Genomic DNA, 20,914 nt, shown 5'->3' with positions numbered 1-20,914 from the left:
CGGAGGTCCAAGGCCCATAGAGGCCTCGGACAAGGTTACTGGCTCACCCGCACCGCCCCGTCCACGGTCTCACTGCCGGATCGACCAGCCCCGCTCCCTCAGCTCCGCGGTCAGCACCGGCACCGCCGCCGGCTCGACCGTGAGCTGGATGAAGCCGGCCTGCTGGCCGGTGGCGTGCTCGATACGGACGTCCTCGATATTGACCCCGGCCCGCCCGGCGTCGGCGAAGATCCGGGCCAGCTCGCCCGGCTGGTCACCGATGTACACGGCGACGGTCTCGTAGGCGGCCGGGGCCGCGCCGTGCTTGCCCGGCACCCGCTCGCGCCCGGCGTTGCCGCGCCGCAGGACGTCCTCGATGCCGCCGACGCCGCCGCCGCGCTTGTCCTCGTCGGCGGATTCCAGGGCGCGCAGCGACCGTACGGTCTCATCCAGGTCGGCGGCGACCTCGGACAGCACATCTGCGACCGGGCCCGGGTTGGCGGACAGGATGTCGATCCACATCGCCGGATCGGAGGCCGCGATCCGCGTCACATCCCGGATGCCCTGGCCGCACAGCCGCACCGCGGTCTCATCGGCGCCCTTGAGGCGCGCGGCGACGAGGCTGGAGACCAGCTGCGGGGTGTGCGAGACCAGCGCGACGGCGCGGTCGTGGGCGTCCGCGTCCATCACCACGGGGACGGCCCGGCACAGGGCGACCAGCTCCAGGGCGAGGTTGAGGACCTCGGTGTCGCCGTCGCGGGTCGGGGTGAGCACCCAGGGCCGGCCCTCGAAGAGGTCGGCGGTGGCGGCCAGCGGCCCGGAACGCTCCTTGCCGGCCATCGGGTGCGTGCCGAGGTAGCCGGACAGATCGCAGCCCAGCGCCACCAGCTCGCGGCGCGGGCCGCCCTTGACGCTGGCCACGTCGATGTACGCGCGGGCCGCACCGCGCCGTATGGCATCGGCCAGCGCCCCCGCGACATGGGCGGGCGGCACCGCCACGACGGCCAGGTCGACGGGGCCGGGCGGCGCCTCCGCGGTGCCCGCGCCCAGGGCGGCGGCCGTCAGGGCCTGGGCCTGGTCGTGGTCCTCCAGGTAGACCTGCACGCCGCGGGCGTTCAGCGCCAGCGCGGCCGAGGTGCCGATCAGGCCCGTTCCGATGACGAGTGCGGTCCTCACTGCGCGATGTCCTTCCGCAGCGCCCCGGCGGCCCCGAGGTAGACGTGGGCGATCCCGGCCTTCGACAGCCCGGTCTCGACGTGGGCGAGGACCCGCACCACCCGCTCCATGGCGCCGGTCACGGCCAGCTCCTGCGCGCAGATCAGCGGCACATCGGTGATCCCCAGACCGCGCGCCGCGGCCGCCGGGAAGTCGCTGTGCAGATCCGGGGTGGCGGTGAACCACACGCTTATCAGGTCGTCCGGCACCAGGTCGTTGCGCTCCAGGATGGCGGTGAGCAGCTCCACGACCTGCTCCCGCATATGCTCCGCGTCGTCCCGCTCCAGCTGGACGGCCCCCCGGACCGCTCGTACCGCCACGTCACTGCTCCCCTGCGTCCTGTGCCGCGCACGCGCCTGCGTACGCACTGATCAGCGTAACCAGCGGCACCGACATTCCGTACGCGGCGGCCGGACGGCGAGACGACCGGGCGGAGCGCGGCGGCCCGTTCCCCGGCCACCGCCCCGTCGGCCGCAAAACCCGGTGACATTCCCCTCTCGCGCCCGCCACAATCGCCGCCATGTCCGAAGCCGCAGGCCACGCCCTGGTCACCGAGCACACCGTCTACGCATGCGTGATGGGCTCGCGCGCCTTCGGACTGGCCACCGAGGCCAGCGACACCGACCGGCGCGGGGTCTACCTCGCCCCCACCGCACACTTCTGGCGCTTCGAGAAGCCGCCGACGCATGTGGAGGGCCCGCGCGAGGAGGAGTTCTCCTGGGAGCTGGAACGCTTCTGCGAGCTGGCGCTGCGCGCCAACCCCACCGTCCTGGAGTGCCTGCACTCCCCCCTCGTCGAGCGCATCGACACCACCGGCCGGGAGCTGCTCGCCCTGCGCGACGCCTTCCTCTCCCGGCACGTCCACCACACCTTCACGGGCTACGCCACCGGACACCTCGACAAGCTGCGCGCGCAGGTCCGGGCGCATGGCGCACCCCGCTGGAAGCCCGCCATGCATCTGCTCCGGCTGCTGGCCACCACCCGCGATCTGCTCCGTACGGGCACCCTCACACTCGACGTCGGCGCGGCCCGCGAGGAGCTGCTGGCGGTCAAGCGCGGCGAGGTGCCGTGGGAAGAGGTGGAGCGCCGGATCGCAGCCCTGTCCGAGGAGGCCGATGCGGCGCTGCCCGGCTCCCCCCTACCCGCCGAACCGGACCGGCCCCGGGTGGCGGACTTCCTGTACCGGGCCAGGTCCGCTGCGCTCTAGCCTTCGCCCCACGTTGTCGGCCGTCCCGCCGTGGTGGTTTGCCGCCGTTGCGCCTGCGGCGGGCGGTGCCGCTGCGCGGGGCTGTTCGGCAGCGGGACCGGCCCTACACGGCTCCGCCGCTACGGCCCGCCCCCTCCCCGTAGAGGGTGGGAAAAAGAAAGGCCGGTGGGAGTGCACGTACGGGGTCAGCTGTGCCCTGTGGATCCCAGGTGCACCAAACCCTCAACGCACACCCCCACCGGCCCCTCTTCCCACCCACCCGTGGGAGGGGCCGCGCCGCAGGACGAAGTCCGGAGGCGTGGCACCGCACCCGACAAACCCACGCCCGCCGCAGGCGCAACGGCGACAAACCACCACGGCGGGAAAGCCAACAACGTGGGAGGCCCGCCAAGCGCAGCGACTACGTGGGGCGAAGGCTAGAGCGCAGCGGACGGGCGATCCCAGGCCGCCCCCAGCGCCACCAGCTCCGTCCGGTACTCGATGCGCGCGGCCCACTCCTCGGGCCAGGCGCCGGAGCCGGCGTGGGCGCCCGCGAACGCGCCGGTGAGGCAGGCGATCGAGTCGGAGTCGCCGGAGGTGCAGGCGGCGCGGCGCAGGGCGGTGAGCGGTGCGTCGGGGAAGAGCAGGAAGCAGAGCAGGCCGGTGGCCAGCGCCTCTTCCGCGATCCATCCGGCGCCGGTGGCCAGGCACGGGTCGGTCTCCGGGTCCGGTGCGGCGAGCGCCGCGTCCAGCCGGTCCAGGACGCCGAGGCAGTCGTCCCAGCCGCGCGCGATGAAGGACGTGGGCGTCGGGTCCTGGGAGCGCCTCCAGAGGTCGCCGAGCCAGTCCTCGCGGTAGTCGGTGCGGTGGGCGTGGGCGTACGCGCGCAGCAGGCCGGGCAGCTCGGCGGGGCCCGCACCGTCGGCCAGGGCGCGTACGGCATACACGGTCAGGTCGCTCGCGGCGAGCGCGGTGGGGTGGCCGTGGGTGAGCGCCGACTGGAGCTGGGCGGCGCCGGAGCGCTGCCGGGGGCTCAGGCCCGGCGCGAGCCCGATGGGCGCGACCCGCATGTTGGCGCCGCAGCCCTTGGACCCGATCTGGCTCGCCGCGGCCCACGGCAGGTCCTCGTCGCTGAGCAGCTGACAGGCCCGCAGGCAGGTGCCGCCCGGTGCCCGGTTGTTGTCCGGCGAGCGCCACCAGTCGACGTACTCCTCCCGTACGGGGCGGATGAGGCGCTGCGGTGCGAGCTCGCCGCGTTCCATGGCCGTACGCAGGCCGCGGCCGAGCGCCAGCGTCATCTGGGTGTCGTCGGTGACGAAGGCAGGATCGGGCAGCTCCATCTGCCGCCACGGTCCGCACTTGGCCAGGATCGACGGCACGTCGTTGAACTCGGTGGGAAAGCCGAGCGCATCGCCGAGAGCGAGGCCGATCAGCGCGCCGGTTGCGGCGGACCCCGTGGACACCATGAAAACCACCCCTTAACGTCATGGTGACGTTAAGGGGTGGTGAGGCCGTACCGCAAGCTGTTTCGCGGGAAGGCTAGAGCTCGACCTCGCGCATCAGCATCCCGACCTCCGTGTTGGTCATCCGGCGCAGCCAGCCCGACTTCTGGTCGCCCAGGGCGATCGGGCCGAAGGCCGTCCGCACGAGCTTGTCGACCGGGAAACCGGCCTCGGAGAGCATCCGGCGCACGATGTGCTTACGGCCCTCGTGCAGGCTGACCTCGACGAGGTAGTTCTTGCCGGTGTTCTCCACGACCCGGAAGTGGTCGGCGCGGGCGTAGCCGTCCTCCAGCTGGATGCCGTCCTTGAGCTGCTTGCCCAGGTCGCGCGGGAGGGGGCCCTGGATGGCCGCCAGGTAGGTCTTCTTGACGCCGTAGCGCGGGTGGGTCAGGCGGTGGGCCAGCTCGCCGTGGTTGGTGAGCAGGATGATGCCCTCGGTCTCGGTGTCGAGACGGCCGACGTGGAAGAGCCTGGTCTCGCGGTTGGTGACGTAGTCGCCCAGGCACTGGCGGCCGTCGGGGTCCTCCATCGTGGAGACGACACCGGCCGGCTTGTTCAGCGCGAAGAAGAGGTAGGACTGGGTGGCGACCGTCAGGCCGTCGACCTTGATCTCGTCCTTCTGCGGGTCGACCCGGACGCCCTGCTCCATGACGATCTGGCCGTTGACCTCGACGCGCGCCTGGTCGATCAGCTCCTCGCAGGCCCGCCGCGAGCCCATACCGGCCCTGGCCAGCACCTTCTGCAGCCGCTCGCCCTCTTCCTCGCCGAAGGTCTTGGGGGTCTTGACCTGCGGCTTGTTGTGGCGGGCGCGGTTGCGCTCCTCGATCTTGGCGTCCAGCTCACGGGGGCGTGCGGGCGCCTGGCCGCGGCCGCGCTGCGGGCCGCCCTTGGCGCCGGGGCCGGACTTGGCACCCGTACGGGGACCGCCCTTGGCACCGCCGCGGGCCGCCGCGCCCCGGCTGCCGCCGCCGCTCCTGGCGCCGCCGCCGCTCTTGGCGCCGCCCCCGCTCTTGGCGCCGCCCCCGCGCTCGTCCTTCTTGCGCTCCGACGAGCCGCCGGGACCGTCGGATCCGCCCACGTCGTAGCGGCGCTCCTCGGGACGGGGACGGCCCGCGCGCTGCTGCTTGTCGTCCCGCTTCCCCCCTGCCTTCGGCCGGGAGGGTCCGCCCTCCGCGCCGCGGTAGTTGCCCCGGCCGCTGTCCCTGTTGTTCCTGCCGCTGCTTCGCATCAATGATCCGTCTGAGAGTCGCCGCTGTCGTCTACGTCGAACGACGGGATACCTTCCGCGGAGTCACCCTCGACCGCGTCCGCCTCCGGGAGGAACGGTGCGAGCTCAGGGAGCTCGTCCAGGCCGCGCAGGCCCATCCGCTCCAGAAAGTAATTCGTCGTCCTGTACAGGATCGCACCTGATTCAGGTTCCGTCCCCGCCTCCTCCACCAGGCCGCGCTGGAGAAGCGTGCGCATCACACCGTCACAGTTCACGCCGCGAACGGCCGAGACACGGGAACGGCTGACCGGCTGACGGTACGCGACCACGGCCAGAGTCTCCAATGCGGCCTGTGTGAGCCGGGCCTGCCGGCCGTCCAGGACGAAGCTCTCCACGGCATCCGCGTACTCGGCGCGGGAGTAGAACCGCCAGCCGCCGGCCACCAGGCGCAGATCGAAACCGCGGCCCTGGCGGGCGTAGTCGTCGGACAGCTCTCGCAGCGCGAGGGCCACCGCGCGGCGCGGGCGCTGCAGCACCTTCGCCAGGTGCTCCTCGGTCGCGGGCTCGTCCACGACCATCAGGACGGCCTCCAGGGCGGGCTTCAGCGCCAGCTCCGCGACGCCGAGCGCTCCGGTGGGCGCGGGGCCCCCGGACCCCGCCTCCTGGACCTCGTAGGCCTCCTCGTACGCCTCCTCGTGGGCTCCCGCCACGCTCATCGCGTCTCCTCGCTCTCCCGGGCATCCTCCGGACGCTCCGCCGCCTCCTGGTCGAACTCGTCCGTGACGACGGGCACGGCCCCCTCCGCGCCCGTCCAGCGGACCGTCAGCGCTCCCAGAGCCTCTTCCTGGTCCAGGACCACCACCCGCTCCCGGTAGAGCTCCAGCAGCGCCAGGAAGCGCGCCACGACGGTGAGGGTGTCCGGGGCGTCCGCCACCAGTTCCTGGAAGCCGGCCTCGCCCGCGGCACGCAGGTACGCCATCACCACGTCGGCCTGCTCGCGCACGCTCACCAGCGGCGCGTGGATGTGGTCGATGTAGACCTGCGGCTTGGCCTTGGGCCGCATCGCCTTGACGGCCAGCCTGGCGAACCCCTCCGCCCCGATGCTGATGACCACCTCGGGCAGCAGCTCGGCGTGCTCCGGCTCCAGGCCGACGGTGCGGGGGTAGCGCCGTGCCTCGTCCGTCAGCCGCTCGCTGAAGATGTCCGCGATCCGCTTGTACGCGCGGTACTGCAGCAGCCGGGCGAAGAGCAGGTCACGGGCCTCCAGCAGCGCGAGATCCGCCTCGTCCTCCACCTCGGCGGCAGGCAGCAGCCGGGCCGCCTTCAGATCCAGCAGCGTCGCCGCGACGACCAGGAACTCGGTGGTCTGGTCCAGGTCCCAGTCCGGCCCCATGGCCCGGATGTGCGCCATGAACTCGTCGGTGACCTTCGACAACGCGACCTCGGTGACGTCCATCTTGTGCCGGGAGATCAGCTGCAGGAGGAGGTCGAAGGGACCCTCGAAGTTGTCCAGCCGGACGGTGAATCTGCCGTCGCCGGGATCGCCGGGATCGGCGGGGGCGACGGGAGCGGCAGGCTCGGCGGGGGCGGCAGGGACATCCTGCGATACGGGGATGTCCTGAGATGCGGGGACGTCCTGCGATAGGGGCGCGTCCGGCGGCGGTGCCGGGGCCTGCGGCTCGTCCGCCGGTTCCTGCGCCGGGTCCGCCGGGTCCGTCCCCGGGCCTCGCCCCAGGGGGCGGCGGGCGCGGGGAGCGGGGGCGTGGTCGTTCGTCGTCGGCATCGGAGGGGCAGGCTATCCCGTACGGGTCTAGCGCCCGCGCAGCCGCCGCACCAGGATGCTGGCGTCGCCGCGCGACTCCAGGTCGGCGAGGACGACGGCCACCGCCTCGCGGACGATGCGTCCGCGGTCGACGGCGAGGCCGTGTTCGCCGCGCAGAACAAGGCGGGCGTGTTCGAGGTCCATGAGCTCCTCCGCGGAGACATAGACGGTGATCTTCTCGTCGTGGCGTTCGCGGCCGCTGGGGCGGCGGTTGGCGCCGCGGCCGGCACCCCGGCGGCGGTCCTGTGCGCCGTTCTGCGCGACCGCCGCGGCCGCCTCCTGGCTCGCCTGGCTCGGCTGCGGCCGGTGGCCCTTGGGAGCCTCCGTGTCCGCCGCGCGGCCGCTGTGCTCGGCCGGGGAGGCGGACGAGCCGGGCGCGTCGCCCTGCCGTACGACGGAGGGCGCGTCCGCCGCGTCCGCCGCCGGATCGGCCTCGCCGGCCGGTGCGGGCACGCGGGGCGCCTCACCGGCCGACGGGGAGCCGTTCGCCGGCCGCCGGGGCGGAGTGGACTGCAGTCCACTCCCCCCTGTGGTGCGGAACAGTTCGTCGGCTCCGGGCAGACTCACTCGGCGTGACACCGGGCGAGCACCTCCCTGGCGAGCTGGCGATAGGCGGCGGCACCAACGGAGTTGGAGGCGTACGTCGTGATCGGCTCGCCCGCGACGGTGGTCTCCGGGAAGCGCACCGTACGGCCGATGACGGTGTGGTAGACGTGATCGTCGAAGGCCTCGACGACGCGCGCCAGGACCTCACGGCTGTGCACGGTGCGGGAGTCGTACATCGTCGCCAGGATGCCGTCCAGCTCCAGCTCGGGGTTGAGGCGTTCCTGGACCTTCTCGATCGTCTCGGTCAGCAGCGCGACACCGCGCAGCGCGAAGAACTCGCACTCCAGCGGCACGATGACCTTGTGAGCGGCCGTCAGGGCGTTGACGGTGAGCAGGCCGAGGGAAGGCTGGCAGTCGATGACGATGTAGTCGTAGTCGGCCAGCAGCGGCTTCAGGGCGCGCTGCAGGGTCGACTCGCGCGCGACCTCGCTGACCAACTGCACTTCTGCCGCTGACAAATCGATATTGCTGGGCAGCAGGTCCATGTTGGGGACCGCGGTCTTGAGCAGGACCTCGTCGGCCGACATGCCCCGCTCCATGAGCAGGTTGTAGACCGTCAGGTCGAGCTCCATCGGGTTGACGCCGAGCCCGACCGACAGGGCACCCTGCGGGTCGAAGTCGACGAGCAGCACCCGTCGTCCGTATTCGGCGAGTGCGGCACCCAGATTGATGGTCGAGGTGGTCTTGCCGACCCCGCCCTTCTGGTTGCACATCGCGATGATTTTGGCGGGGCCGTGATCCGAGAGCGGTCCCGGGATGGGGAAGTACGGGAGCGGGCGCCCGGTCGGGCCGACGCGTTCGCGGCGCTGACGCGCGGCGTCCGGCGCGAGCGTCGCCGCGTACTCGGGATCCGGTTCGTACTCCGCGTCCGGATCGTAGAAGTGCCCCTCGGGCAGGTCGTCGTAGTCGGCGAGACGGGCGGGTTCTCCACTGCCCCGGTCGCCGGCCATGGCGTTCACGTGATGGCCGTCCATACTCTGGTGGGCTGTCGAGGAAGTGCTCTGGTGGGCTGCGAAGGTGTGGACCGCGACGGAGCCGACAGCCTCGAGCCCCGAGGGACCCTGGCCCCGTGCAACCGCTCCTGGCCGACCGCCTCCGGGAGAAAATGTCGACTCATTCACAAGTCGTCTTACCTCCTTGGATGTGACCAGGAAACTTATCGATAGGTCAGCGTGGCACCATGCCGACGGTTGGCGACTCTATGGCGTGTCGGGCGTTCGCAGCAACACAATCCACCGGACCCGGCACGATGTGTCGGTAACCGGACCCCCTGATGTCAAGGGCGCAGGCGGCATCGGCCCGATGTTTCGGGGGTGCGCGAATCGGTTAAAGGGTTACGTTCACGGCGAGTTGAGAGCCCGTCGGCCGGTGGCCGGCTCCCGGCGTGTCGCACATACGACCGGCCGGGCCTTGTCGACAAGGCCCGGCCGGTTATACAGCGTTGACGCGCTCGATTGACGCCTCAGCCGAGGAGCGTACGCAGTTCGACCGACTCGAGGCCGTGCGCCTCGGCGACCTCGGGGTAGACGACCTTGCCGTCGTGGGTGTTCAGACCCTTGGCCAGCGCCGGGTCACGGCGCAGCGCCTCGACCCAGCCGCGGTTCGCCAGCTCCACGATGTAGGGCAGCGTGGCGTTGGTGAGGGCGTAGGTGGAGGTGTTCGGCACCGCGCCGGGCATGTTGGCGACGCAGTAGAAGACCGAGTTGTGGACCTGGAAGGTCGGCTCGGCGTGGGTGGTCGGCTTCGAGTCCTCGAAGCAGCCGCCCTGGTCGATCGCGATGTCGACAAGGACACTTCCGGGCTTCATCTTGGCGACGAGCTCGTTGGTGACCAGCTTCGGGGCCTTGGCGCCCGGGATCAGGACGGCACCGACGACGAGGTCGGCCTCGACGACGGCCTTCTCCAGCTCGAAGGCGTTGGAGACGATCGTCTGCACCTTGGTGCCGAAGATCTTGTCGGCCTCGCGGAGCTTGTTGATGTCCCTGTCGAGCAGGGTGACGTGGAAGCCGAGGCCCACGGCGATCTGCACGGCGTTCCAGCCGGAGACGCCACCGCCGATGACGACGGCCTTGCCCGCCTGGACACCCGGGACGCCGCCCGGGAGCACGCCGCGGCCGCCGGCCTGGCGCATCAGGTGGTACGCGCCGACCTGCGGGGCGATACGGCCCGCGACCTCGGACATCGGGGCGAGCAGCGGCAGCGCGCGGCCGGCCGTCTCGACGGTCTCGTAGGCGATGGCGGTGGTACGGGACTCCAGCAGCGCGTCCGTGCACTCCTTGGAGGCGGCCAGGTGCAGGTAGGTGAAGAGCGTCTGGTCCTTGCGGAGGCGGTGGTACTCCTCCGCGATCGGCTCCTTGACCTTCAGCAGCAGGTCGGCGGCGCCCCAGACCTCGTCGGCGGTGTCGAGGATGGTGGCGCCGGCGGCGACGTACTCCTCGTTCGTGATGGACGAGCCGAGACCGGCGTCCTTCTCGATGACGACCTGGTGGCCGTGGCGGACGAGCTCGTGGACACCGGCGGGCGTGATGGCCACGCGGAACTCGTTGTTCTTGACCTCGCGGGGGATACCGACCTTCACGTCGATCACGGTCCTTGAAAGAGAGCTTGCAGGAGGAATTATCCCCTCATGCGGTGCATGACGGAACTGACCGCGCCGTACGCGGCCCACCCAGTCTATTGAAGGAGCTCTTCTTGTCTAGCCTTGTAAAGCAATAATTCTCGCCAGCACCACTACCGATTTCGTAGGCTACTCGGGGTGATCTTCGAGAAGTCGCTCTCCCGCGTCCCTGTGGAGCCGTGCCGCTGCTGGGTCGCCGAGCCGCTCGAGGATGTCCGCAATCCGTAGCTGCAACGCCGCCTCCAGGTGTCCGTCGCCCGCTTTCCGGACGCTTTCGAGGGCCTCCCGGCAGGTCCGCAGCGCCTCTTCGGGCCGCCCGGCGCACTCCTGGACCCGGGCGAGCTCGCCGGTCGCCCGCGCCTGGCCCGCCGGATCGCCGACCCTGCGATAGGTGCGCGCGGCGGCCCGCCACTCCCTGACCGCCTCGCCCCACCGGCGCGCCTGGGCGTGCGCGCCGCCGATCCGGCCGTGCAGCCGCGCCGCGTCCGCCCGCTCACCCCGGGCGAGCCGCAGCTCCAGCGCCCGTCCGTACCAGTCCGCGGCCCGCTGCCAGTCGGCCAGCTCGCCGTACGTACCGCCCAGCGACTCCAGCGCCCGCCCGGTGGCCACCGGGTCCCCCGCCGAGCGGGCCGCCTCCAGTGCGCCGCGGTAGCGGGTGAGCGCCGCGTCGGTACGCCCCGCCTGGGCGTCGAGGTCCGCGAGGTTGAGCAGGGCGGCCGCCTTCTCGTGCGACAGCCCGCGGCGCTCGGCGACCTCCAGGACGAGCCCGTGCAGCGCATAGAGGTCCGGCGCGGCCTCCTCGGGGCCCTGGTGCGCGAGCAGCGTACGGGTCAGCGCCGCCATCAACCGCCGGTCCAGGGTGTCGAGTTGACCGTCCGCGACGGCGATCCGGGCCGCGTCCAGCAGCGTGCCGCGGTGGCCGCGCAGCCACTGTGCGGCGGCGGCCCGCGAGGGGAAGCGCAGCGAGCGCGGCAGCCCGGCGACCTTCTGGCGCGCGGGCGAACCGGGCTCCTCACTCATCGCCCGGCACGACACCAGCAGCCGTACGGTCCGCTGCAGCATCCGGGCGCGGGCCAGCTGGATCTCCGAGGGCCGCTCGCAGGCGTCGAGCAGGGTGCGCACGAGCGGGGCGAGGCAGCCGGGCAGCCGGTACCGGGGGTGTCCCGCGGCGCCGTCGGGGGCGGCGTCCGCCGCGTCCTGCCCTCCCCCGAGCTCTCGCCTTCGCTCGAGCGGGGAGATGCCCCCATCCGGCCGCAGCAGGCCCAACGCGGTGAATTCCTGCAGCGCGGCCCCGGCCGTGACGACCGAGCAGCCGGCCAGCGCGGCGGCGGTGTGCGCGTCCAGCAGGCCACCCGGGGCCAGGGCGGTCAGCCGCAGTATCCGGGCGGCGGGCTGCGGCAGCGCGTCGTAGGCGAGGCGGAAGGCGCGGAACAGCGGGCGGGCGGCGGTGGAGACGCCGGCGGGCAGCGGTACGGCGCCCAGCGCCTGGTGCAGATCGGCGAGCGAGGACCCCGGCCGGGCGGCGAGCCAGCCGCCGGCCAGGACCAGGGCGGCGGGCTGGCCGGCGCACTGTTCGGCGACCGCGTCGGCGGTCAGGGGGTCGACGGTGATCCGGGTCGGCCCGGCGTAGCGGGCGAGGATCTCGACGGCCGCCGCGCTGTCCAGGCCGCCCAGGGTGCACGGCCGGACGTCGGGGATGCCGGTCAGCGGCCCCTGGGAGACCACCACGACCAGGCAGTCCGGGGCGTCCGGGAGCAGCGGTTCGACCTGTTCGGCGCCCGGCGCGTCGTCCAGGAAGAGCAGTGCCCGGCGCCCGGCGAGCGCGCCGCGCAGCAGCTCGGCCAACTCGTCCTCGGCGGCGCCCGGCGGGGCGGTGGTGCCGAGCGCGGTGAGCAGCTCGCGGGCGACGGTGTCGGTGGCGGCGGGTTCGCCGTCGTGGCCGGTGAGGGTGGCGCGCAGCACGCCGTCGGGGTAGTCGGCGGCGAGCTCGCGCAGCAGCGCCTCGGCCAGCGCGGTACGGCCGGAGCCGGGCCGGCCGGCGATCAGCAGGACACGGCTGCGGGCGCCCCGGCGGCCGGTGAGGGTGTCCAGGCCGGTGCGTTCGATGTCGGCGCGCAGTGCCTTGAGCTCGCGGCGGCGGCCGGCGATCCGGGCGGCGGAGAGCGGAGCGGCGGGCGCGGGGACGGTGGCGCCGTCCCGGCGGGGCCCCGATGCCCGCCGGGACGGCGCGGCCGTGGCACCCCCGGCCGGCCGGCGCTTCGCCTCCGGCGGGAGCTGCCCGCCGCCCACCGCCTGATCCGTCACCGGCCACGCTCCCGTCCACCTGCGCGTACGAGCCCGCCGCGATCGCCGACGGGAACGCTGCCGAGCGTAGTTCACGATCCGTCACCCTCCGCGTTGTGCACGGCGGTTGAGTCACTCGATCGGAACAGCAGATCATCAGACCGGCAGGGAATGTGCCGGTCAGCGCGGTCAGGCCACGAACGGACGGGCCGGCCACGGCGCGTCGGCCGGCCGCAGCGTGGCCGTCCCCTCGCCGGCGCGGGCCGCGGTCAGCGCCAGCACGCCCACCACGAGGCAGTTGTTGTGCAGCTCACCGGCGAGCACCCCGCGCACCAGCTCGTCCAGCGGCACCCGCGCCAGCTCCATGTCGGCCTCCTCCTCGGAGACCTCGAACCGCTCGCCCTCGGCTTCGGACAGACCGCGGGCGAGGAAGATCCGTACGGCTTCGTCGCAGCCGCCGGGTGTGGTGAAGACATCGGTCAGCACCTGCCAGTCCTCGGCCTTGACGTGCGCCTCCTCGTACAGCTCGCGCTGCGCCGCGTGCAGCGGGTTCTCGCCGGGGATGTCGAGCAGCCCGGCCGGGATCTCCCACAGCTTGTGGCGTACGGGGTGCCGGTACTGGCGCAGCACCAGCACCCGGTCCGCGTCGTCGAGGGCCAGCACGGCCACCGAGCCCGGGTGGACCTGGTAGTCACGCTTGACGGTGGTGCCGTCCGGCATCACGACCTCGTCGGTGCGCACGCTGGTCTTGTTCCCGGTGAACGGCGTCGTGGTAGCGGTGACCGTCCACTCCTCGGGGGTGTCCTTGATCGCCATGGCGCGTCCTCCTGTGTGTGCCTGTGCCAACGCAGAAACCGGGGCACGACCTCGGCAAATGAGGCCGTACCCCGGCAACCGTATCCGTCGTGCGGGTGCTACTTGACGGCACCCGTCTTCCGCGCGACCGCGGCCTTCACCAGCCCGGCGAAGAGCGGGTGCGGGCGGGTCGGACGGGACCGCAGCTCCGGGTGCGCCTGGGTGGCGACCAGGTAGGGGTGCACCTCGCGCGGGTACTCGACGTACTCGACGAGCTTGTTGTCCGGGGAAGTGCCGGAGAACTGCAGCCCGGCCTTCTTCTCCAGCTCACCGCGGTAGGCGTTGTTGACCTCGTAGCGGTGGCGGTGGCGCTCCTCGACGTACGGCGCATCGCCGTACACCTCACGCACGATCGAGCCCTCGGCGAGCTTGGCCGGGTACATGCCCAGCCGCATCGTGCCGCCCATGTCGCCCTCGCCCGCGACGATGTCCATCTGCTCGGCCATCGTGGAGATCACCGGGTCGGCGGCGCCGGGGTCGAACTCGGTGGAGTTCGCGCCCTTGATACCGGCCAGGTTGCGGGCCGCCTCGATGACCACGCACTGCAGGCCCAGGCACAGGCCCAGCAGCGGCAGCTTGTTCTCACGGGCGTAGGTGATGGCGCCGACCTTGCCGTCCACACCGCGGTCGCCGAAGCCGCCGGGGATGCAGACCGCGTCGCAGTCGGAGAGCTGCTCGGCCGCGCCCGCCGGGGTCTTGCAGTCGTCGGAGGTGACCCACTTGAGCTTCACGCGGGTCTTGTTCGCGAAGCCGCCGGCGCGCAGCGCCTCGGTGACCGAGAGGTAGGCGTCCGGCAGGTCGATGTACTTGCCGACCAGCGCGACCTTGACCTCGTGGTCGGGGTTGTGGACACGGTCCAGCAGGTCCTCCCACTGGGTCCAGTTCACATCGCGGAAGGGCAGGTCCAGCTTCCGTACGACATAGGCGTCCAGGCCCTCGGTGTGCAGCACCTTGGGGATGTCGTAGATCGACGGCGCGTCGATGGCCGCGACCACCGCCGCCTCGTCGACGTCACACATCAGCGAGATCTTGCGCTTGATCGCGGTGGGCACCTCGCGGTCGGCGCGCAGCACGATCGCGTCGGGCTGGATACCGATGTTGCGCAGTGCCGCGACCGAGTGCTGGGTCGGCTTGGTCTTCAGCTCACCGGACGGGCCGATGTAGGGCAGCAGCGAGATGTGCACGACGAAGACGTTGTCGCGGCCGACCTCGTGGCGGACCTGGCGGACGGTCTCCAGGAACGGCAGCGACTCGATGTCGCCGACCGTGCCGCCGACCTCGGTGATCACGACATCGACGTCGTCGGTCGCCATCCGCCGGATGCGGTGCTTGATCTCGTTGGTGATGTGCGGGATGACCTGCACGGTGTCACCGAGGTACTCGCCGCGGCGCTCCTTGGCGATCACGGTGTTGTAGACCTGGCCGGTGGTGACGTTCGCCGAGCCGTCGAGGTCGACGTCGAGGAATCGCTCGTAGTGGCCGATGTCCAGGTCGGTCTCGGCGCCGTCATTGGTGACGAAGACCTCACCGTGCTGGAACGGGTTCATCGTTCCCGGGTCGACGTTCAGGTACGGGTCGAGCTTTTGCATCGTGACCCGCAGGCCGCGCGCCTTCAGGAGCGCACCCAGGCTGGAGGCGGTGAGCCCCTTGCCGAGCGAGGAGGCGACGCCCCCGGTGACGAAGAGGTGCTTGGTCGTCGTGGATTTGGGCGGCATGGCCAAGAGGGAGCTCCCGTGGTCGCGAGGTGGAGAGGTGCGAAGCGGCCGGTCCTGGTGTTTCAGGGGTGCCGTCGCTGCGGTTCGGGGGTGCCGTGACTACTGCTGGGTCCCACCGGTCCACGGGGTACCAGGCTATCAGCGACCGGGCATGGTCGCTCCCGCCCACGCTTCGTTACGTCCAGGTGACACAGGCCACCCGATCGGACCACCCCACTCCTCGCGAGGGTCGCGCGGATCGCTCATCTGCGTCGTATCCTGCTCGGACACTCGCTAACGAGCCGCCCGGGAAGGCACCACCCCCGCCCGATTTCCGGTCCCGCTGCTCGGCGAAGTTTCATGGGCAGGACGGACAGCACACACGTCCCATGGGGGGCGTCACTCCAGCTTCGACGGGAGAGGCACGTGGCCGGGCGCATCGAGGACTACGCACTCATCGGCGATATGCAGACGGCCGCGCTGGTGTGCCGGGACGGCACCGTCGACTGGCTGTGTCTGCCCCGCTTCGACTCACCGGCGGTTTTCGCGGGGCTGCTGGGCACCGAGGAACACGGATTCTGGCGGATGGGACCGGCCTACGGTCCCGGCGCCGGGCCCAAGCCCGCCGACCGCCGCCGCTACCGGGGCGATTCGCTCGTCCTGGAATCCGAGTGGGACACCCCGCGCGGCACGGTACGGGTGATCGACTTCATGCCGCCGCGGGACGGCGCGCCGCAGGTGATCCGGATCGTCGAGGGCGTCAGCGGACGCGTCCCGATGCGCTCCGAGCTGCGGATGCGGTTCGCCTACGGCTGGGTGGTGCCCTGGGTCCACAAGGTGGACGGCCGCACCGTCGCGGTCGCCGGCCCCGACTCCGTATGGCTGGACACCGAGGCCGAGACCTACGGCAAGCACCTGACGACGTACTCCGACTTCACCGTCTCCCCCGGCGACCGGATCGCCTTCACGATCAGCTGGCAGCCCTCGCACCACCAGCCCCCCGCCGTGGCGGAGCCGGAGGCGTCCCTCACCGCGACCGAGGAATTCTGGCGCGAGTGGGTCGAGCACTGCACGTATCACGGCCCCTACCGCGATGCGGTGATCCGCTCGCTGATCACCCTCAAGGCCCTGACGTACGCGCCGACCGGCGGCATCGTGGCGGCCCCGACGACCTCGCTGCCGGAGTGCGTGGGCGGGGTCCGTAACTGGGACTACCGCTTCACCTGGCTCCGCGACGCCGCGATCACCCTCTCCTCCCTGCTGCGCACCGGCTACCGCGAAGAGGCGCGGGCCTGGCGCGAGTGGCTGCTGCGGGCGGTGGCCGGCGATCCGGAGAACCTCCAGATCATGTACGGCATCGCGGGCGAGCGGGAGCTGGGGGAGAACGAGTTGAGCTGGCTTCCCGGCTACGAGAATTCGCAGCCCGTGCGGGTCGGCAACGGCGCCGCCGGCCAGCTCCAGCTCGATGTCTACGGCGAGGTCACCGAGGCGCTGCACCTGGCGCACATGACCGGGCTGGCCCGTAACGACTACGCCTCCCTGCTCCAGCTCAAGCTGATCCAGTGGGTGGAGAAGCACTGGGACGAGCCGGACGAGGGCATCTGGGAGGTCCGCGGCCCGCGCCGGCACTTCGTCCACTCCAAGGTCATGACCTGGGTGGCCGTCGACCGCACCGTCAAGCTGATCGAGTCCGGGGACGTCGACGGCCCGCTGGAGCGCTGGAGGGACCTGCGCGAGACCATCCACCGGGACGTGTGCGAGAAGGGTTACGACAAGGAGCGCAACACCTTCACCCAGTCCTACGGCTCCCAGGAGCTGGACGCCTCGCTGCTGCTGATCCCGCAGATGGGCTTCCTGCCGCCGGACGACAAGCGCGTCATCGGCACCATCGAGGCGATCCAGCGGGAGCTGGCCACCGAGGACGGCTTCATCCTGCGCTACCCCACCTCCGGCGCGGACGACCTGGGCGTGGACGGCCTGGAGGGCGAGGAGGGCGCGTTCCTGGCCTGCTCGTTCTGGCTCGCCGACGATCTGGCGATGATCGGCCGGGTGGACGAGGCCCGCAAGCTCTTCGAGAAGCTGCTCTCGCTCCGTAACGACCTGGGCCTGCTCGCCGAGGAATGGGACTCCAGGCTTCAGCGGCAGGTGGGCAACTTCCCGCAGGCGTTCAGCCATGTCCCGCTGATCGACACGGCGCTGCGGCTGACGGCGAGCGGGGCGTACGGGGGCGGATAGTGCCGCCGGCCCGCGTGCCCGGTGAATCCACCCGGCACGCGGGCGGTGTGTCTCAGCTCCGCGGGCGCGGGGCCAGTGCGAGGACGATGACCGGCAGGATCAGCAGGGCCACGGCGGCGTTCAGCCCTCCGTAGCCGATCAGCGCCACGATCCCCCCGGCCAGCGCGCCGCCGCCCGCCCCGGCCAGATTCATCAGGGTGTCGGCGAAGCCCTGGACCTCGGAGCGGTGGGCGGCCGCCGTGGCCTCGGTCAGCAGCGTCGAACCGGCGATGGTGGCGCAGGACCAGCCGAGGCCGAGCAGGAACAGTCCGGCGGTGACGGCCCATTGGGTGCCGCCCGCGGTGCCGGCGACGGCGGCGGCGCAGAGCAGGACGGCCTGGCCGGCGAGGAGGACGCGGATCCGGCCGATCCGGTCGGTGAGCCATCCGACGAGCGGCGAGAGCGCGAACATCCCGGCGATGTGCAGGCTGATGGTGAAGCCGACGACGCTCAGCGTCGCGCCGTGGTGGGCGAGATGGATCGGCGTCATGGTCATCACGGACACCATGACGGCGTGCCCGAGGACGAGGGCGATCAGGCCGAGCCGTGCCTCGGGAGCGGCGCGGACGTGCCGCAGGGCGGCGGTGATCCGGGCGGTGAAGGGGGCCGCGGGCGCGGGTCTGTCCGCCGTCGGTGCCGTGGTGGCCGCGAGAAGCAGCGGGTCCGGGCGGAGCAGCAGCCGGATCAGCACCCCGCCGATCAGGAACGCGCCGACCGAGAACACAAAGGTGCCCGCCTCTTCGGGCAGGCCCAGGGCGCGGGCGACCGGCTCGCCGGGGCCGCTGAGGTTGGGCCCGATGACGCTGCCGGCGGTGGTGGACCACACGACGAGGGACAGGGCGCCCGCCCGGTGGGCGTCATCGGCGAGATCGGTGGCCGCGTAGCGGGACTGGAGATTGGCGGCGGTGCCGGATCCGATGAGGAGCATCCCGGCGAGCACCAGGGGGAACCAGCCGAGCCGGGCCGCGGCGAGCACCAGCAGCGAGCCCAGGGCGCCGAGCAGCCAGCCGGCGGCGAGCCCGGCGCGGCGGCCCCGGGAGCGGGAGAGCGCGGCGAGCGGGATGCCGAGCAGCGCCGCGCCGAGGGTGATGAAGGTGGTGGCGAGGCCCGCCGCGGCCTCGGAGCCGGTGAGCCGGCCGACCAGCAGCGAGCCGGAGGAGAGCATCGAGCCCATCCCGATCCCGGCCACGACCTGGACCGACATCAGGACCCGGACGGTGCGGCGCTGCACGGCGGCACGGTCCGGGCCCTGGGCTATTCCTGCGGGTTCGCCGTCCGGAGATCGTCCGTCGGCACGGCCCCCGCGGCCGGCGGGATCACCGCGGTCGGCGGGGTCGTTGCGGGCTTGCGCGGTACCTGACATGCGCCACAGCGTACGGAGACACGGGCCCGCGTGGGGATGGGCCGGAACAGAGGGGTGGGTCAGAACCCAGGGGGGGCCAGAACGGGGCGGTGGGTCAGAACGGGGTGAGCGTGAGGGTGAGCTCCTTGGGGGCGCCGTCCTCGATGTACGAGGCGAACCCGGCCACGTCGTCGAAGGCGAAGCCGTACGCCTTGCCGTCCTGGGTCGCCGCGTGCATGGCCTTGGCGTAGTGGTTGGTGAGCCGCTCCTGGTAGAAGGCGGCCGGGTCGGTGGTGGGCTGGGCGGCGTGCGCGGTGAGCGTGGAGCGGTTCAGGGCGGCGCCCAGGATGGCGGCGACCGGGCCGAGGGTGCCGTCGTTGGGGGCGGCGAGGGTGCCGTCGCAGAACAGGACGTCGCGGGTGGAGGGTTTGTCGAAGGAGACGGTGCCGATGGGGGCACCTCCCTGGCCCTTAAGGCCTTGGGGGACGGTGAAGGAGAGCTTGCCGCCGCTGACCCGGCCGGTGAACGTGCCCGCGTTCGTCGTGACGGACAGGTCCTTGGCCCCGTAGACGGACCAGGCCTCGTCGATGGCCGGGGCGAGATAGTCCTTCCCGAACAGCCCGCTGTCCAGGCCGTGACCGGGTGCGATGACCCGCTTGTCGCCGATGACGAGACGGTCGAAGCCCTCGGCGCCCTTGACGTCCGCGAAGACCTTGGCGCGGGCGCCGTCCTTGAGCGTGCCGGTGGTCTGCTCCTTGGCCCCGGCGAGCTTGATCGCGAGCGGGACGCTGAACATGTCGACCATGGTGGTGTTGCAGTACATGCCGCCGGAGTTGTACGTGAACTCGGTGCAGTCGTGCAGCACGTCGTAGTTGGGGTCGGACGCGACCCAGCCCGCCGGATAGGCGAGCGCCGCCTTGCCGTTGCCGTCCTCGACGGCCTTGAACTTGAGCTTGCCGCCGAGCGCGGTGTAGATCCGGCCGGACATCTGCGGCAGCTGGAGGGTCGTGGTGCCGGTGGCGGCGAGGGGTATGGCGTAGTCGGTGAAGCCGTCCGGGCCGTTGTCGGCGAGGGCTACGGGCTTGAGTTCACCGTCGGTGGTGGCGCGCACCTGCTGCGTACCGTCATTGCCGACGATGTATATCCACACCGAGGAATTGGCGTACTCCCCGGAGTTGTTGACGATGTGCAGGGGCAGTCCGGCGGCGGCGCGGCCGGCCGGGGCCGGGGTGCCGAGGGCGCGGCCGGCGAGGGCGAGTCCGGAAGCGGTGGCGGCGCCGGCGGCGAGGCCGCCGAGGAGGGTGCGGCGGGAGATCACGATGCGGCTCCTTGCCGTGCGGTACGGGCTTGGGCGGGCTGTGCGACGGATACGGCGACATGGTCGACGAGCAGTGAGCCGCCCGGCCGGGTGGCCTCGGTGGGCGTGGCGAAGCCGGCGACGCCGTCCGGGAAGCCGCCGCCCATCGCGAGGTTGAGCAGCAGGAAGTGGCCGTGGTGGGTGGCCTTCGCCCAGGTGTCGGCGTCCATCTCGGAGGCGTTGACGGTGTGGTAGCGCTGCCCGTCCACGTACCAGTTCAGCGATTCCGCGGCGCCATCGGTGCGGTCGAGCTCCAGCGCGTACGTATGGAATCCGGCCTGGCAGGCGGTGTCCGGGCACGCGCGCGAACTGCCCTTGCCCTGCGTCTCGTTGCACGGCCCGCCGGGGTTGACGCCGCAGTGCAGCGTGCCCCAGACCTTGTTGATGCCGTTGACGTTCTCCATGATGTCGAACTCGCCGATGCCCGGCCAGTTCCCGTAGTTGCCCCGGAAGGCGTCGCCGAGTGTCCAGAACGCCGGCCAGTAGCCGAGCGCGGCGTCGCCGGAGACATCCGGCATCCGGATGCTCGCCTCGATGCGGAGCTTGCCGCCGGCCGGGGCCGCGAAGTCGGTGCGCCGGGACTCGATCCGGCCCGAGGTCCAGTCGGCGCCGTCCTTCAGCGCCGTGATCTTGAGATGGCCCGCGCCGTCGAGCTGGAGGTTGTCCGGGCGGTCGGTGTAGGTCTGGCGCTCGCCGGTGCCCCAGTTGGGCGGGCCTCCCGGGTAGCCGGTGCCGGTGTCGGTGATCCAGTCGTCGGCGGAGGGCCGCGATCCGCCGGCGCCCTCGAAGTCGGTGCGCCAGACCTCCTGGAAGGGGGCGGGAGCGGCGGGGGCGGCTCCCGCGGCGATGGACGCCGTCGGGAGGGTGAGGAGAGAGGCGCCGAGGAGTGCGGCGCTCGCGGCGAAGAGCACCGCTCTCGCATTCTTCATGCTCATGACATTCCCTCGCACGGTGGGGGGTAGTGAGGTGTCCTGA

General features: G+C 72.0%; 17 protein-coding genes. 2 read left to right on the top strand and 15 right to left on the bottom strand.

The features are described 5' to 3' along the window. Nucleotides 1-69: 69 nt before the first annotated feature. Together ACZ4S3_RS15405 and aroH are read right to left on the bottom strand one after the other, a co-directional pair. Complete coding sequence (locus tag ACZ4S3_RS15405; protein WP_467932716.1) at nucleotides 70-1,155, bottom strand: prephenate dehydrogenase; 1,086 nt, start codon at nucleotides 1,153-1,155, stop codon at nucleotides 70-72. Further along, nucleotides 1,152-1,514 (bottom strand): chorismate mutase, encoded by a 363-nt coding sequence (gene aroH, locus ACZ4S3_RS15400; protein ID WP_467932712.1) that lies wholly within the window; start codon nucleotides 1,512-1,514, stop codon nucleotides 1,152-1,154. The genes ACZ4S3_RS15405 and aroH overlap by 4 nt, the downstream gene beginning before the upstream one ends. Before the next feature lie 200 nt (nucleotides 1,515-1,714). On the opposite strand from aroH, the gene ACZ4S3_RS15395 reads away from it, so the two are divergent. Then, on the top strand, nucleotides 1,715-2,401 hold the full coding sequence (locus ACZ4S3_RS15395; RefSeq protein WP_467932708.1) for a nucleotidyltransferase domain-containing protein: 687 nt from the start codon (nucleotides 1,715-1,717) through the stop codon (nucleotides 2,399-2,401). Nucleotides 2,402-2,817: 416 nt separating this feature from the next. On the opposite strand, the gene ACZ4S3_RS15390 is transcribed toward ACZ4S3_RS15395, so the two are convergent. From ACZ4S3_RS15390 to ACZ4S3_RS15345, 10 genes are all read right to left on the bottom strand, one after another. Then, on the bottom strand, nucleotides 2,818-3,846 hold the full coding sequence (locus ACZ4S3_RS15390) for an ADP-ribosylglycohydrolase family protein (RefSeq protein WP_467932704.1): 1,029 nt from the start codon (nucleotides 3,844-3,846) through the stop codon (nucleotides 2,818-2,820). Between the two features lie 73 nt (nucleotides 3,847-3,919). Continuing rightward, nucleotides 3,920-5,110 (bottom strand): pseudouridine synthase, encoded by a 1,191-nt coding sequence (locus tag ACZ4S3_RS15385; protein WP_467932702.1) that lies wholly within the window; start codon nucleotides 5,108-5,110, stop codon nucleotides 3,920-3,922. Then, nucleotides 5,110-5,805 (bottom strand): SMC-Scp complex subunit ScpB, encoded by a 696-nt coding sequence (scpB, locus tag ACZ4S3_RS15380; protein WP_467932700.1) that lies wholly within the window; start codon nucleotides 5,803-5,805, stop codon nucleotides 5,110-5,112. The genes ACZ4S3_RS15385 and scpB overlap by 1 nt, the downstream gene beginning before the upstream one ends. Further along, complete coding sequence (locus ACZ4S3_RS15375) at nucleotides 5,802-6,872, bottom strand: segregation and condensation protein A (RefSeq protein WP_467932695.1); 1,071 nt, start codon at nucleotides 6,870-6,872, stop codon at nucleotides 5,802-5,804. The genes scpB and ACZ4S3_RS15375 overlap by 4 nt, the downstream gene beginning before the upstream one ends. Before the next feature lie 27 nt (nucleotides 6,873-6,899). Next, the gene (locus ACZ4S3_RS15370) at nucleotides 6,900-7,478 is read right to left on the bottom strand and encodes a hypothetical protein (RefSeq protein WP_467932690.1); all 579 of its coding nucleotides are present in this window, start codon (nucleotides 7,476-7,478) and stop codon (nucleotides 6,900-6,902) included. Further along, nucleotides 7,475-8,491: a ParA family protein gene (locus ACZ4S3_RS15365; protein ID WP_018087947.1), complete on the bottom strand. Its 1,017-nt coding sequence runs from the start codon at nucleotides 8,489-8,491 to the stop codon at nucleotides 7,475-7,477. The genes ACZ4S3_RS15370 and ACZ4S3_RS15365 overlap by 4 nt, the downstream gene beginning before the upstream one ends. Nucleotides 8,492-8,979: 488 nt before the next feature. Beyond that, on the bottom strand, nucleotides 8,980-10,095 hold the full coding sequence (ald, locus tag ACZ4S3_RS15360; RefSeq protein WP_467934213.1) for an alanine dehydrogenase: 1,116 nt from the start codon (nucleotides 10,093-10,095) through the stop codon (nucleotides 8,980-8,982). A gap of 168 nt (nucleotides 10,096-10,263) precedes the next feature. After that, nucleotides 10,264-12,438, bottom strand: coding sequence for a tetratricopeptide repeat protein (locus tag ACZ4S3_RS15355; protein WP_467932682.1), 2,175 nt, complete (start codon nucleotides 12,436-12,438; stop codon nucleotides 10,264-10,266). A 168-nt stretch (nucleotides 12,439-12,606) separates the two neighbouring features. Then, a complete protein-coding gene (locus ACZ4S3_RS15350) occupies nucleotides 12,607-13,233 on the bottom strand; it encodes an NUDIX domain-containing protein (protein ID WP_467932678.1) in 627 nt (208 codons plus the stop codon). A gap of 98 nt (nucleotides 13,234-13,331) precedes the next feature. Further along, on the bottom strand, nucleotides 13,332-14,987 hold the full coding sequence (locus ACZ4S3_RS15345) for a CTP synthase (RefSeq protein ID WP_467932673.1): 1,656 nt from the start codon (nucleotides 14,985-14,987) through the stop codon (nucleotides 13,332-13,334). Nucleotides 14,988-15,392: 405 nt separating this feature from the next. Between ACZ4S3_RS15345 and ACZ4S3_RS15340 the strand changes: the two genes are divergently transcribed. Further along, nucleotides 15,393-17,201, top strand: coding sequence for a glycoside hydrolase family 15 protein (locus tag ACZ4S3_RS15340; protein WP_467932668.1), 1,809 nt, complete (start codon nucleotides 15,393-15,395; stop codon nucleotides 17,199-17,201). 52 nt (nucleotides 17,202-17,253) lie between these two features. Here the strand turns inward: ACZ4S3_RS15340 and ACZ4S3_RS15335 are convergent, their stop codons facing one another. The 3 genes from ACZ4S3_RS15335 to ACZ4S3_RS15325 all read right to left on the bottom strand — a co-directional run bounded on the left by ACZ4S3_RS15335 (nucleotide 17,254) and on the right by ACZ4S3_RS15325 (nucleotide 20,868). Beyond that, nucleotides 17,254-18,603 (bottom strand): MFS transporter, encoded by a 1,350-nt coding sequence (locus ACZ4S3_RS15335; protein WP_467932664.1) that lies wholly within the window; start codon nucleotides 18,601-18,603, stop codon nucleotides 17,254-17,256. A gap of 94 nt (nucleotides 18,604-18,697) precedes the next feature. Further along, the gene (locus ACZ4S3_RS15330) at nucleotides 18,698-19,900 is read right to left on the bottom strand and encodes a beta-1,3-glucanase family protein (protein WP_467932660.1); all 1,203 of its coding nucleotides are present in this window, start codon (nucleotides 19,898-19,900) and stop codon (nucleotides 18,698-18,700) included. Then, entirely contained in the window at nucleotides 19,897-20,868 is a 972-nt protein-coding gene (locus ACZ4S3_RS15325) for a glycoside hydrolase family 16 protein (RefSeq protein WP_467932657.1), read from the bottom strand. The genes ACZ4S3_RS15330 and ACZ4S3_RS15325 overlap by 4 nt, the downstream gene beginning before the upstream one ends. Between the last annotated feature and the right edge of the window lie 46 nt (nucleotides 20,869-20,914).

Source organism: Streptomyces sp. NPDC028368, from assembly GCF_055565615.1.
Note: the sequence above shows the minus strand (reverse complement) of the source record. Positions and strands in the feature narration are given on the sequence as shown.